Annotated in this window: 10 protein-coding genes; 8 read left to right on the top strand and 2 right to left on the bottom strand. The window is 69.5% G+C overall.

The genetic code is table 11. The features are described from left to right. The first annotated feature begins 87 nt into the window (after positions 1-87). From QSK17_RS30345 to QSK17_RS30310, 8 genes are all read left to right on the top strand, one after another. The gene (locus QSK17_RS30345) at positions 88-882 is read left to right on the top strand and encodes an ABC transporter ATP-binding protein (protein ID WP_285708941.1); all 795 of its coding nucleotides are present in this window, start codon (positions 88-90) and stop codon (positions 880-882) included. Continuing rightward, entirely contained in the window at positions 872-1,747 is an 876-nt protein-coding gene (locus tag QSK17_RS30340) for an ABC transporter permease (protein WP_285708940.1), read from the top strand. The genes QSK17_RS30345 and QSK17_RS30340 overlap by 11 nt, the downstream gene beginning before the upstream one ends. 24 nt (positions 1,748-1,771) lie before the next feature. Beyond that, positions 1,772-2,794: an ABC transporter substrate-binding protein gene (locus QSK17_RS30335; RefSeq protein ID WP_285708939.1), complete on the top strand. Its 1,023-nt coding sequence runs from the start codon at positions 1,772-1,774 to the stop codon at positions 2,792-2,794. A gap of 393 nt (positions 2,795-3,187) precedes the next feature. Next, a complete protein-coding gene (locus QSK17_RS30330) occupies positions 3,188-4,111 on the top strand; it encodes an alpha/beta fold hydrolase (RefSeq protein WP_285708937.1) in 924 nt (307 codons plus the stop codon). Continuing rightward, positions 4,095-4,916: a MerR family transcriptional regulator gene (locus tag QSK17_RS30325; protein WP_285708936.1), complete on the top strand. Its 822-nt coding sequence runs from the start codon at positions 4,095-4,097 to the stop codon at positions 4,914-4,916. The genes QSK17_RS30330 and QSK17_RS30325 overlap by 17 nt, the downstream gene beginning before the upstream one ends. A 123-nt stretch (positions 4,917-5,039) precedes the next feature. Beyond that, on the top strand, positions 5,040-7,355 hold the full coding sequence (locus QSK17_RS30320; RefSeq protein WP_285708935.1) for a hypothetical protein: 2,316 nt from the start codon (positions 5,040-5,042) through the stop codon (positions 7,353-7,355). Positions 7,356-7,775: 420 nt separating this feature from the next. After that, a complete protein-coding gene (locus QSK17_RS30315) occupies positions 7,776-8,282 on the top strand; it encodes a TetR/AcrR family transcriptional regulator (protein ID WP_285708934.1) in 507 nt (168 codons plus the stop codon). Then, the gene (locus tag QSK17_RS30310; RefSeq protein ID WP_285708932.1) at positions 8,270-9,424 is read left to right on the top strand and encodes an FAD-dependent oxidoreductase; all 1,155 of its coding nucleotides are present in this window, start codon (positions 8,270-8,272) and stop codon (positions 9,422-9,424) included. Before QSK17_RS30315 ends, QSK17_RS30310 begins: the two co-directional genes overlap by 13 nt. Positions 9,425-9,591: 167 nt before the next feature. Here the strand turns inward: QSK17_RS30310 and QSK17_RS30305 are convergent, their stop codons facing one another. Then, a complete protein-coding gene (locus tag QSK17_RS30305; protein ID WP_285708931.1) occupies positions 9,592-10,887 on the bottom strand; it encodes a dicarboxylate/amino acid:cation symporter in 1,296 nt (431 codons plus the stop codon). A 248-nt stretch (positions 10,888-11,135) separates the two neighbouring features. Then, positions 11,136-12,770, bottom strand: a complete 1,635-nt coding sequence (locus tag QSK17_RS30300; protein WP_352231865.1) for an AMP-binding protein — start codon at positions 12,768-12,770, stop codon at positions 11,136-11,138. Between the last annotated feature and the right edge of the window lie 86 nt (positions 12,771-12,856).

Below are 12,856 nucleotides of genomic sequence, written 5' to 3'. Positions count from 1 at the left end.
GCGGCTTAGCTGCGCAAGGGTTCACCGCGCCCCGGCCGCTCCGTACGGTTCCCGGCCATGACATCCGAAACATCTCCAGGTGGGCCGGTGATCGAACTCGTCGGCGCGACGAAACGATTCAGGTCCGCGTCGGGCGGCGTGCACACCGCCGTACGCGATCTGGACCTCACCGTCGCGGCGGGCGAGTTCGTCGCCGTCGTCGGTCCCACCGGGTGCGGCAAGTCCACCACCCTCTCCCTCGTCTCCGGGCTGGAGCCGCCCTCGCACGGCCGCGTCGCCGTGAACGGCCGGGAGGTGACCGGCATCCCCGACGGCGTCGGGTACATGTTCCAGGCCGATGCCGTGCTGCCGTGGCGCACCGTACTGGACAACGTGGCCCTCGGGCCGCGCTACCGCGGCGCTACCACGTCCGACGCCCGCGACCGCGCCCGTGACTGGGTCGGCCGGGTCGGCCTCGGCGGGTTTGAGGACTACTACCCGCACCAGTTGTCCGGCGGCATGCGCAAGCGCGTCGCCCTCGCCCAGACTCTCGTCAACGAACCGCGGATCCTGCTGATGGACGAGCCGTTCTCCGCCCTCGACGTGCAGACGCGCGGGCTGATGCAGGCCGAGTTGCTGCGGCTGTGGTCCGGCACCGGCGCCGCGGTCGTCTTCGTCACACACGACCTGGAGGAGGCGCTGGTCCTCGCCGACCGGGTCGCCGTGATGACCGCGGGGCCCGCGACGGTCAAGCAGGTCTTCGACGTACGGCTGCCGCGCCCGCGCGACGCGGAGGAGATCCGGCTGACCTCCGACTTCCTCGACGTCTACCGCGAGGTCTGGGAGTCCCTCCGCGAAGAGGTCCAGATCACCAGGGAGAGGATGTCCGGCCGTGTCGCATGACGTCGCCCTGCCCGGCGCCGCCGCACCCATCGATGAGGATCTCGCCGTGTCCTCGGCCCGTGCCGCGGTGCGGCGGAGGAAGCTGACCGTCACCGGCGTACGGCTGCTGCTCGTCGCCGTCTGGCTCGGCTCGTGGGAGCTGTCGGCCACATACCTGATCGACCCCTTCTACTACTCGAAGCCGTCGGCGATCTGGGGGAAACTCGTCGCCTGGTTCACGCAGACGACCGCCTTCGGATCCATCTGGACGCAGATCTCGTACACGCTCCAGGAGGCGGTCGCCGGGTTCGCGCTCGGCGGCGTCGCGGGCGTGCTGCTCGGCATCGTCCTCGGGCGCAGCCGGTTCGTGGCCGACGTCCTCGCCCCGTTCATCAAGGCGGCCAACGCGATCCCCCGCATCGTGCTCGCCTCGCTGTTCGTGATCTGGTTCGGGCTCGGCATGTCCTCCAAGATCGCCACCGCGTTCATCCTGGTGTTCTTCGCGGTGTTCTTCAACGCCTTCCAAGGGGCCAGAGAGGTCGACCGGGGCCTGGTCAACAACGCCAGAATCCTCGGCGCGGGCCGCGCGCAGATCCTCTGGACGATCGTGGTGCCGAGCGCCACCTCCTGGATCCTCGCCTCGCTCCACTCGGCGTTCGGGTTCGCCATCATCGGCGCCGTGGTCGGCGAGTACTCGGGCGCGGACAAGGGCCTCGGCCTGCTGATCAACAACGCGCAGGGCACGTTCGACTCGGCCGGCATCTACGCCGGAATGATCATCATCACGGTGATCGCGCTCGTCGCCGAGTGGCTGCTGACGCTGCTCGAACGCCGCCTCCTCCGCTGGCGGCCCGCCGCCTCCGGCTCCCACGACGTACAGATCTGACCTACCTGAAAGGCGACCCCCCACATGAAGAAGTACCTCGTGCTCACCACCGCGGCCCTCGTCGTCGCCGGCGCGGCCGGCTGCGGCGAGTCGGCTCCCGGCACCACCGAGCAGGTCAAGATCATGGTCGGCGGCATCGACAAGGTCATCTACCTGCCGGCCAAGCTGAGCGAGCAGCTCGGCACCTTCACCCAGGAGGGCCTGAACGTCCAGCTGCTCACCGAGCCCGCCGGAGCACAGGCCGAGAACGTGATGCTGTCCGGGGACGTCCACGGCGTCGTCGGCTTTTACGACCACTCCGTCGACCTGCAGGCCAAGGGGAAGTGCGTGAAGAGCGTCGTCCAGTTCGCCGACGTCCCCGGCGAGGTGGAGATCGTCGCCGCGGACAAGGCGGGCGCCATCACCGGCCCCAAGGACTTCGCCGGCAAGAAGCTCGGCATCACCAGCCCCGGATCGTCCACTGACTTCCTGACCCAGTATCTGGCGGTCAAGAACGGCGTGGCGCCCGAGTCGTACACCCGGGTGAAGGCCGGGGCGGGCGCCACCTTCATCTCGGCCATCGAGAACGGCGGCATCGACGCGGGCATGACCACCGACCCCACCGCGGCGCAGCTCGTGACCACCGGCAAGGGCAAGGTGTTCATCGACATGCGTACCAAGGAGGGCACCCGGGCGGCGCTCGGCGGGCTCTACCCGGCGAGCTCGTTGTACATGACCTGCGAGTGGATCGACGGACACAAGGAGACCGCGCAGAAGCTGGCCAACGCCTTCGTGCGCACGCTTCGGTGGATCAACGCGCATTCCGCGCAGGAGATCGCCGACAAGATGCCCGCCGAGTTCAAGGGCGCCGACGAGACGCTGTACGTCAAGGCGGTCAACGACTCCAAGGGCATGTTCACCGCCGACGGCATCATGCCGGACGACGGCCCGAAGAACGTGCTGGAAGTGCTGTCGGCGTTCAATCCCGACGTGAAGGCCAAGAAGGACCAGATCGACCTGTCCAAGACCTTCACCACCGAGTTCACCTCCAAGGTCCCCCAGTCCTGACGAACGCTCTGTGTCACGGCGGCCGGACGCCCACCCGGCCGCCGTGACCAGTGTCAGCCCCTCATCCGCCGCCGTCGCCGGCACATCGAAGAATCGACGAACGCCCGCCGATGCCCGCTTTCACACCGACCTCTGGACCGGCGGTCAGCGGCCTGGGCAGCTGAAGGGTTGTGGGGAGGGCGGAACTGCAGAGCGCGACGGCGCCCGGCCCCCCGCACGCGTGACCTCGCCTACGCCGCCTGGGCGAACCTCGTGGGGAACGCCGTCGTAACCGGCGGGGCGGTGTGCCGGCCGCGGCCGGTGTGAGGGCACACACCGGCGGTCGCGGTGTGTGGAGGTGATGTCGCCGCGACGGTTGACCCTGACGCAGGGGCAATCTCCCAGCATGGTGGCATGACCACGAAAACCAGTGCGGTGGAGGCCGCCGGCCTGCGCAAGTCGTACGGCGACCACGGCGACGATGGGGAGCGGGCCGAGAGAGGCGACAGGACGATGCGGCACTTCACGATCCACCACGACGGCGTCACGATCCCGGTGTCTCGCGGCGGCCGGGGACGACCGCTGGTCCTGTGCCCCGGGCTGAACTCGACGCAGGCCGACCTGTACGAGCTGACCGAGCTGCTGCGGCGCGACCACGATGTGGTGACCTTCGACCTGCGGGGCCATGGCCTCACCTCGGCCGCCGGCCTGTACTCCTTCGAGGCGTTCCTCAGCGATCTGGCCGCCGTGATGGCGGAGCTGGGGCGCCTCGACCTGGATGCGGTGCCCGTGCTGGTGGGCTACTCGCTGGGCGCGGACCTGGCCGTGCACTATGCCTCCGAGCATCCTGGTAGCGTCGCCGGGCTTGTTCTCATCGACGGGGCGAACCCGGTGCCCGAACCGTTCATCACCGAGGCCGTCCTGCCGGAGCTCCGCGCAATGTGGGAGGACATGGCGACACAGCAGGAGGCCGTGCGGGGCACCGCGCGTCAGGTGTTGCTCACCGCCCAGGAGATTCTCGACCTGAATGTCGAGATCGATGCGGTACGGTCCGAGATCTTGGACCGGTACCAGAAGATCGACCGGCCCATCAGCATGATCATGTCGACCTCGATGGCCGGCGACAACGGCGAAGGGCATGCGTCGCGGTTCAATCAGAACTGGCGTGCCGGCGTCGAGCGGCTTGGCCGCGAGCGGCCGCACATCGCCACGTCCTGGCTCGACGCCGACCACGGGCTGGCCTTCACCCACGCCCCGGAGATCGCCCAGATCATCCGGAGTACACATGGCCCTGTCGGCCACACCCGAGGAGACTGGCGGGATGCTGACCATCGGTGAGCTGGCGTCGTACGCCGGAGTGACGGTGCGCGCGGTGCGGCACTATCACGCCAAGGGGCTGCTGCCGGAGCCGGAACGGGACCAATCCGGCTACCGCAGGTACGACGCCGGCTCCGTGATCGAGCTGATCAAGATCCGGACTCTCGCGCAGGCAGGGGTCCCGCTGGCTCGGGTGCGGGAGCTGCTGCGGGCCGATGAGGAGGAGTTCGCCGCGGCGGTCGCGGACATCGACAAGCGGCTGCGGGCCGAGATCCGGCAGCGGCAGCGGCACCGGGAGCAGATCGCCCGGCTCGCCGCCGGGGACAACCTGATGCTGCCACCGGAGGTGGTCGGGTATCTCGACCACCTCCGGGTGCTCGGGGTCGACGAACGGATCGTCCAGGCAGAGCGTGACGGCTGGATCCTGCTGGCCGCGCACTCACCTGAGCGAGTCCCGGAGTGGATGGCACGCAAGCGGGAGCAGATCACCGACCCGCAGCTCATCGACTTCTATCTCACCCTCAGCCGGGTTCTCGACCGGACCGCCGACGGCCCACGGCTCGTCGAGCTGGCCGACGAACTAGCCGTCTACATCACGCGGTTGGCCGACGAACAGGGCGAGAACTACGTTGACGACACCGACATCGAGCCATCGCTGGTCAAGCTGATGGACACACTGGCGTTCGACACTGTGCCGCCGGCCCGTCGGCTGATCGAGCTGCTGAAGAAGGGAGGCTGGACCGGCTGGACCAAGCTCGAGCGCGTGGACCCACACGGGATGCGACAGGAAGACACCGCGGTGCGGCGTTCCGGGCGCTATCGGTGACGGCGGGCGGGCGGTTCACAAGGTCGTGACCACGGTCATCGCCGGCGTCGTGCGAGAACCGCTGGTGCTTCGTCCCGTACGAGCTGGACGGAGGGCATGCCGGGGCTGTGGAACACTTCCCGGATGCTGACGACAGACGACCGGTCATTCGCGGTTTTGCTGCACGCCTACGGCAAGGCCACCGACACTCCCGGCCATTTGACGGCGCTTCTGCACGGAGACGAATCCGCCCGGCGGGCGGCCCTGGACCACCTCAACAGTGCCGTCATTCACCAGGGCACGCCGTGGACGGCCACGGCGTCCGCCGCGTTGGCCGTGGGGCGGATCCTTCGTGACCCGTCGATCGCCGGTCCGGATACGGCCTGGCTGAGACGCGATCTGCTGAGCTGGCTGGCCGAGGTCGGCGAAGCCGCCGTGCCGTACCAGGGCGACCTGGCCGCCGATGCCGCCCCCGGAGGGCGGGACATCAGAAGCGAGATCGCGCGGATCGCCGCCGCCTCCAGCGACGAGGACGTGTACGACGACATCCTCGAGGATCCGCGGCGTGAGCGTGCGATGTGGGCGATGATCCTGCTCGATTGCCGGCAGGCGGCGAGCCGGCTGGCAGACGTCGTCGAGCATTGCCTGGCCGACGCGGATCCACGGGTGCGGGCGTCCGCGGCATCCACGGCGACCCGGCTGGTCCGCGCCGCCGAACTGGCATCCACGGCGCCGTCGCCCCGGCCTCGGCTCGTCGTACGGCTGACCCGGCTCGCGCGAACCGCCGATGCGGCCGAACGGGCCGCGCTGGTTCTCGCGCTCGGCGACCTCGGCGCCGCGCCACGCGACTTCCTCGAGGACCCCCACCTCGGGGTGCGGGCGTGTGCGGCCCTGGCGCCCGCGCTGGCCGACCACCCCGCCGCCGTCGATGTGATCATGGGCGCGTTGCAGGACCCGGAGGCCACCGACCGCTGGTTTCCCGACGGATTGCCACAGATTGTCGGCCGGTTTCGCGGCACGCTGCTCAATGCCGCTCTGGAGCGGGTGACCGGCTTCGCCGAGCTCCTTCCGGTGGCACTCGCATTCGCGCGGCTGACGGACGGGTTCGAGTGGATCCTGTTACTGCTCAAGGCGTTTCCGGAGCCGCCGGTCGAGCTGGACGACGCCCAGCGGGCGTACCTTGCGGCGCTGGCGGACAACGAATCACTGTGGAATCTGTCGCTGGGCGACATCCGTAAGGTGTTCGAGCGGATCCGGCTCCCGTACGACCGGCAGGCGTGCCGGGCTCTCGCCCACGCGAAGGACAGCCGCGCCTGGCTGCGGGACCACGGGGTACGGCTGTCCACCGTGCGCGGCGAATGGCTGGTGACCGCCGAGAAGATCGTGGCCGACCACGGTGGCGCGGAATCAGACGGGCTCGGGCTGGCCAAAGCACTGCTCCGCCTCGCGGGCGCGCATGCCGCGTCGGGGCATCGGGAGCGGGCCGTGGCGGCCGCGGCGGAGGCGGTGCGGATCTCTCTCCGGCTCACCCCGCCCGACGCCCACATGATCCGGGCGTTGACCGAGTACGGCCGACACCTGGGGGAAGCCGGCCGCGGCGGCGACGCGTCGGCCGCAGCGGAGCGCGCCCTCGCGGTCCACGCCCGGATGCCGAGGCCCGCCCCGGCCAATTTCGATCTCGCCCAGGCGTTGACCGGCCTGGGCACACTGGCCGCCGACCTGGGCAGGAGCGACGACGCGCTGACCGTCACCGTCTCCGCGGTGGAGGTGCTTCGGCGTTTGGAAAACCCGGTGTATCTCGCTCCGGCTCTCGCGGACCTCAGCCGACGGCTATGGGAGGCCGGACGTGGAGATGACGCTCTGACGGCCGCCGATGAAGCCGTGCGGACCTTGCGCGAGGTGGCCGGAACCAACCTGTTCGCCCGAGCCGACGCGTTGAAGGACCTCTGCGAGATGCTCAGCGATCTGGGCCGATGGCTGAACCCCGTCGACGCGCTCACCGCCGTTGAGGAGGCCGTCGCGGCGTGCCACGAATACGTGGCCGATCGCCGGGCGGCGGCGAAGGCGAGCGTGACAGAAGAGCCGGATCTCGCCGACGCGCTGACCGGTCTCGGCCTGTGCCTGACACGGCTTGGCCAGGTGGAGCAGGCCGTCGACGCCACCGCGGAAGCCGTGTGGATGCACCGTCGCCTGGCGGACGATCTCCCGGTTGTCTTTCAGCCCCATCTCGCCCGCGCTCTGACCGCGCTCGCCGCCTCTCAGTACGCTCTTGGAGAGCATGAGCATGCGTTGGCGGCCGCGCGGGAGGCCGCGGACCTCTGCATGGCATGGCCCCGGCCGTCGCCGGGGTTCTTCACCACGCGACAGCGACAGGATCTCGATCTCCTCGCCGACGTCTTCGACGATCTCGGCCGAGGTGAGGACGCCGACCGGATACGCCGTCACAACACTCGCGCGTAGTCACGCTGACCTTCCGTGGGTCCAGGTTCCGGGTGGCGGGGATCGCCCCGTCACGGATCCGCACGGGCGGGGGCGGGAGCCGGTCGGCTCGCCGTCCCCCATGGCCACGTGGGTCGTGCCGGCAGGGTAGGCGACCACCGCAGCTCTGCCAGCGCGGGCGACACCACCATCCCACCCGGCTTCGGCAGCGCCGCCACACCCGGCGGCGCGGGAGCGGCGGGACCCTCCGGCTGGAGAGTGACGAGCTCCCCGAATCCGGTCGTCATGGCCATCACAAGCGGCGTGGGCGGCGGACGCGTTTTGAAGAGATTGGGCCGGCCGGACATCTGGCCGAGCCGACCGGCGCGACGACATGTTGACCTCACCTGTCGATGGCTGCCACACTCCACCAAGTGGTTGGTTGAGAATGGAGGTTTGCGGATGAGCAAGCGTGAGGCCCTGATCGTCGCGGCCTATGAGGCGATCGCGCGGGAAGGGTTCGAGGGGCTGCGCTTGAGGGCGGTGGCCGCGCAAGCGGGCATCGATCACTCCACACTGCATCACTACTTCGGCACCAAGCAGGATTTGGTGGACGCGGTCGTCGACCACGCGACCGGCCAGGTGCGGACGGGTACATCCGCGGATGGCAGCCGGGAGGAACGGCTGTGCCGCCACCTGGGCATGGTCGGCGCGATGATCGCTGAACGACCGGAGCTGCACATCGTGCTCAGGGAGTTGGACCTGCGATCCCTGCGCGATCCGCGGACCCGTGCCACGGTCGCCGCTCACGAGGAGGGCTGGCGGTCCAGCCTCGCCGGGTTCGCCGGAGACGAGGTCGAACTGATCATCGCGACTGTGAAGGGGGCCAGCTTGTGTCCCGAGGAGGCTCCTGCCGTACTCAAGAGTCTGTGTGAGCTGCTTTGCGGAGGCCGGCCGTGCACGTTCTGATCATCGGAGGTGGGATCGGCGGACTGTGCCTGGCGCAGGGCCTCAAGCGGGCAGGGGTCAGCGCGACCGTGTACGAGCGGGACGCCGCCCCTGACGCGCGGCTGCAGGGCTACCGCCTCAACATCGAACCCGTCGGCAGCCGGTCGCTTCACTCCTGCCTGCCGCCTGAGCTGTGGGACCGCCTGATCGCCGCCTCGGGCGATCCCGGACCGGGCATGGGCGTTTTCGACGAACGGCTTCGCGAGCTGATGCAGGAGCGCAGCAACGCCGGCCGTACCTCCCCGGTGGAGTCGGCGCACGCCGTCAGCCGGGTGGCGCTGCGCGAGATCCTGCTCGACGGGGTCGATGTCAGGTTCGGCAAGGAGTTCGTGCGTTACGAGCAACTCCGGGGCGAGGTCGTCGCGCATTTCGCCGATGGGAGTACGGCAAGCGGCACACTGCTCGTCGGCGCCGACGGCTCGCGATCGCGGGTGAAGCGCCAACTGCTCCCCGGTGCCGGCCAGCGCGACCCGGCCGCCTTCGGAGTCGGCGGCAAGCTGCCGCTGACCCCGGAGGCCGACACGTGGCTGCCAGAAGTCCTGACCACGAACAAGAACATGATCCTCCCGCGGCGGGACTTCCTGTTCACGGCCGCGTTCCGGCCTCGGGTGGGCGAGGGGTATCTCATGTGGGCGTTCGTCGCCCACAGTGCGACGTATGCGGGCCAGGAGCCGCACGGGTTCGTTCTGGAGCGGAGCCGCCAATGGCATCCGGATCTGCGTCGGCTGATCGCGGAGTCGGGCAGCGTGGAGCTCTTCGACTTCCGCGCGGCGGCCAAGGTCAAGCCCTGGGTGACGACGAACGTCACGCTGCTCGGCGACGCCATTCACAACATGCCGCCGGTCGGCGGGCTCGGCGGCAACACCGCACTGCGTGACGCCAGCACCTTGCGTGACGCGCTGACCAGCGGGACACCGCTGATCGAGGCGGTGCGCGGCTACGAGGCCGAGATGATCTCCTACGGTTTCGCGACCGTGGGGGAGGCCCTGATGTACCTGCGGCTGGCCACCGTCCGTAGCCGCCTGGTGCGTGGCGCTGCGCGCGGCTTCTTCCGCCTCTGCAGTGCCATGCCCCCGCTTCGCCGGGCCATCTTCGACGGCTAGCGCCGTGACCGGCAAGGGTTTGAACGTGGCGGCAGCGATCACCGACCCGCCACAGGCAGTCAAGCTCCTGCGTCAGCCGTGGCCGGCCGGGCGGGAACGCGGGCGACCCTGGAACGACGAAGGGGCACGGCCGCCGGGCGGCCGTGCCCCTCCAGTAGCGGCAGTCCTCAGGCCAGGGCAGGCTCGGAGGAACCGCCCGCCTTCCTGACGGGTGCGTCGTCGAGGGGCTGCGGCGGAGCCGTGAAGACGGCCTCGTCAAGGCGGTTCTCGGACCGGCCGACGAGGACCGGGACGACCATCTGGCCCGCGACGTTGGTGGCGGTGCGGATCATGTCGAGGATCGGGTCGATGGCCAGCAGCAGGCCGACGCCCTCCAGGGGCAGGCCGAGCGTGCTCAAGGTGAGGGTCAGCATCACGATCGCGCCGGTCAGGCCCGCGGTGGCGGCGGAGCCCACCACCGAGACGAACGCGATCAGCAGGTAGTCGCCGACGCCGAGCGGGACACCGAACACCTGCGCCACGAAGATCGCAGCGAGCGCCGGGTAGACCGCCGCGCAGCCGTCCATCTTGGTGGTGGCGCCGAACGGCACCGCGAAAGAGGCGTAGTCACGGTCGACGCCGAGCCGGTCGGTGGTGACGCGCTGGGTGAGCGGCATGGTGCCGACGGAGGAGCGGGAGACGAAGGCCAGTTCGATGGCGGGCCACGCGTTGCGGTAGAAGGTGAGCGGGCTGACCTTGCCCACGAACGCGAGCAGCACCGGGTAGATCACCAGCAGCACGATGAAGCAGCCGACATAGACGGCCACGCTGAACTTCGCCAGCGGGGCCAGCAGGTCCCAGCCGTAGGTGGCGACGGACTTCCCGATCAGGCCCGCGGTGCCGATCGGAGCCAGACGGATGACCCACCACAGGGCCTTCTGGACCAGTTCGAGGACCGAGCGGCTGACATTCAGGAACGGCTCGGCCTTCTCGCCGACGGCCATGGCCGCGGCACCGAAGACGACTCCGAGGAAGACGATCTGGAGAACCTTGAGCTCGGTGAACGCGGTGACGATGTTCGTCGGGACGATGCCGGTCAGGAAGTCGAGCCAGGTGCCGGCGCCTTCGAGGTCGACGGCCTTGGCGCCGTCGGTGGCGAGGGTGACGCCCTGGCCGGGGTTGACCAGCAGGCCGAGGCCGATGGCGGCGGCCACCGCGACCAGCGAAGTGATCATGAACCAGAGAAGCGTCTTGCCGGCCAGCCGGGCCGCTCCGTTGACGTTGCGCAGGTTGGCCACGCTGACGACGACCGCGGTGAAGACCAGCGGCGGCACCGCGAGCTTCAGGAGCTGGACGAAGATCTTGCCGACCTCGGTCAGGGTGTCGGTGAGCCACGCGACCTCGCCGGCGCGGGCGACAAGCCCGAGGGCGACACCGACGAGGAGACCCAGCAGCAACTGCAGGGAGAAGGAGAACTTCTTCACGAAAGAGACTCCGGAAAAAGGGGCACGCCGAAAGGCGACACGGCATGCGGGTGAGGAAGGGGAGGGTCGAAGGCGTGTTTCAGCAACACAGATCGCCGTCGAGGCGGCACAGATCGACATGCAACCGCTCGACAAGCCACACGATGACCACCGAGAACCTCACGAGCCGCTACAACATCTCGCCCAGAAGCCCCTATTCCAGATCTTTGGTGTGATCTAAGTCACAGCACGCCGCCCAGCGGAGATGGCTATTCGATCCTGGAGTGGGCGTCCCTTCTCGTGGCGCGGTACGCCAGGTACTCCTCCCTGACGCTGGAGCGCGACAGCTTGCCGGTGGGGGTGCGCGGCAGCTCCTCCCGGAACTCGATCATCCTGGGGTGCTTGAACCTGGCGATCCTGGGCTCGCAGTGCTTGAGCAGCTCCTCGGCGGTGACATCGGCGCCCTCGACTGCCTGGACCAGGGCCACCGCGACCTGGCCCCACTCCTCGTCGGGAACACCGATCACCGCGACGTCGGCCACAGCGGGGTGCTCCAGCAGAGCCGCCTCGATCTCAGCTGGATAGATGTTGACCCCGCCGGAGACGATCAGGTCCGTACGGCGGTCGCAGAGGAACAGGAAGCCGTCCTCGTCCAGATAGCCGATGTCGCCGGGGGTGTACCACTCGCCGCGCATGCTGGCGGCGGTCTTGGCCGGGTCCTTCCGGTACTCGAATCCGCCGAGCGAGGACTTCACGTAGATCAGCCCCGGCTCCCCCGGCGGCAGCTCCACGCCGTTCTCGTCGAGGATCCGCGCCTCGAAGCCGGGCGCGGGGCGGCCGACGGTGCCGGGGTGGGCCAGCCAGTCCTGCGGCTTGACCGCGAAGGCGACCGTCGACTCGGTGGAGCCGTAGTACTCATAGAGCACCGGCCCCCACCACTCCATGATCGCCCGCTTGACCGCGACCGGGCAGGCGGCCCCGGTGTGGACGACCTGACGCAGCGAGGACACGTCGTACCGCTCCCGCACCTCGGCCGGGAGCTTGAGCATCCGATGGAACATCGTCGGCACCATCATCGCGTTGGTCACCCGGTACCGGGCGATCAGCGCCAGGATCTCGGCCGGGTCGAAGCGCGGCGCGATCACCACCGTGTGCCCGAGGTGCAGCGCGAACTGCGTGTGCGCGCACGGCGACGCGTGGTACATCGGCGCGGTCACCAGGTGGACGGCAGGGCCGGGCCGCAGGTCGCAGACCTCGCCGAGGAACCAGACGGAGATCGGGACGAGATCCTCGGGCGGGGCGCCGGACAGCGGCCGCTGCACGCCCTTGGGGAAGCCCGTGGTGCCCGAGGTGTACCACATGACGCTCCCGGCGGTGCGGTCGCCGGGAGGCGCGGACGGCTGCCCGGCGGCGAGCTCCGCCAACCCGATGTGGACCTCGGCCGTGCCGGCCGCCTGCCGTACGGCCTGTTCGTGGGCCGCAGTGGTGATCACGATCTTCGCGTCGCAGTCGCCGAGGATGTAGCCGATCTCGCCCGCGGTGAGATGCCAGTTGATCGGGACGTGGTAGAGGCCGAGCTGCGCGGTCGCCATCAGGACGGCGACCGCGTCCAGGCCGTTGGGCAGCACCCCGGCGACCACGTCGCCCCGGCCGAGCCCGCGGGCCCGCAGGCCGTGGGAGACCCGGTTGACCACGGCGTGCAGGTCGCCGTAGCTCGTCACGGCGCCGTCCACGTCGATCACCGCGCGCCGGTCCGGGTCGGCTTCGGCGATCCGGTAGAAACCGGCGAGTGCGCTGTCGTCGGGCATGTCAGAGCTCCAGCAGGTCCGCGAGCCGAGTCCGTGGACGCAGGCCGGGCCGAGCAGTACATCGTCGGTTTTGGCCCGCTTGTAGTAGAAATGCACCTCCCGCTCCTCGGTGAAACCGATCCCGCCATGTCGGCAGGAGGCTGTCGCGGGCGGTCATAATGCACGCCCGGCCGATGTACGCC

This window comes from Microtetraspora sp. NBRC 16547 (genome assembly GCF_030268965.1).
Lineage (GTDB): Bacteria > Actinomycetota > Actinomycetes > Streptosporangiales > Streptosporangiaceae > Microtetraspora.
This window is presented reverse-complemented; position numbering and strand designations above follow the sequence as displayed.

Bases quoted from the DNA above. Each gene is read 5' to 3' on its own strand.
- QSK17_RS30335 (WP_285708939.1), top strand. From the start codon at position 1,772: ATGAAGAAGTACCTCGTGCTCACCACCGCGGCCCTCGTCGTCGCCGGC.
- QSK17_RS30330 (WP_285708937.1), top strand. From the start codon at position 3,188: ATGACCACGAAAACCAGTGCGGTGGAGGCCGCCGGCCTGCGCAAGTCG.
- QSK17_RS30325 (WP_285708936.1), top strand. From the start codon at position 4,095: ATGCTGACCATCGGTGAGCTGGCGTCGTACGCCGGAGTGACGGTGCGC.
- QSK17_RS30320 (WP_285708935.1), top strand. From the start codon at position 5,040: ATGCTGACGACAGACGACCGGTCATTCGCGGTTTTGCTGCACGCCTAC.
- QSK17_RS30315 (WP_285708934.1), top strand. From the start codon at position 7,776: ATGAGCAAGCGTGAGGCCCTGATCGTCGCGGCCTATGAGGCGATCGCG.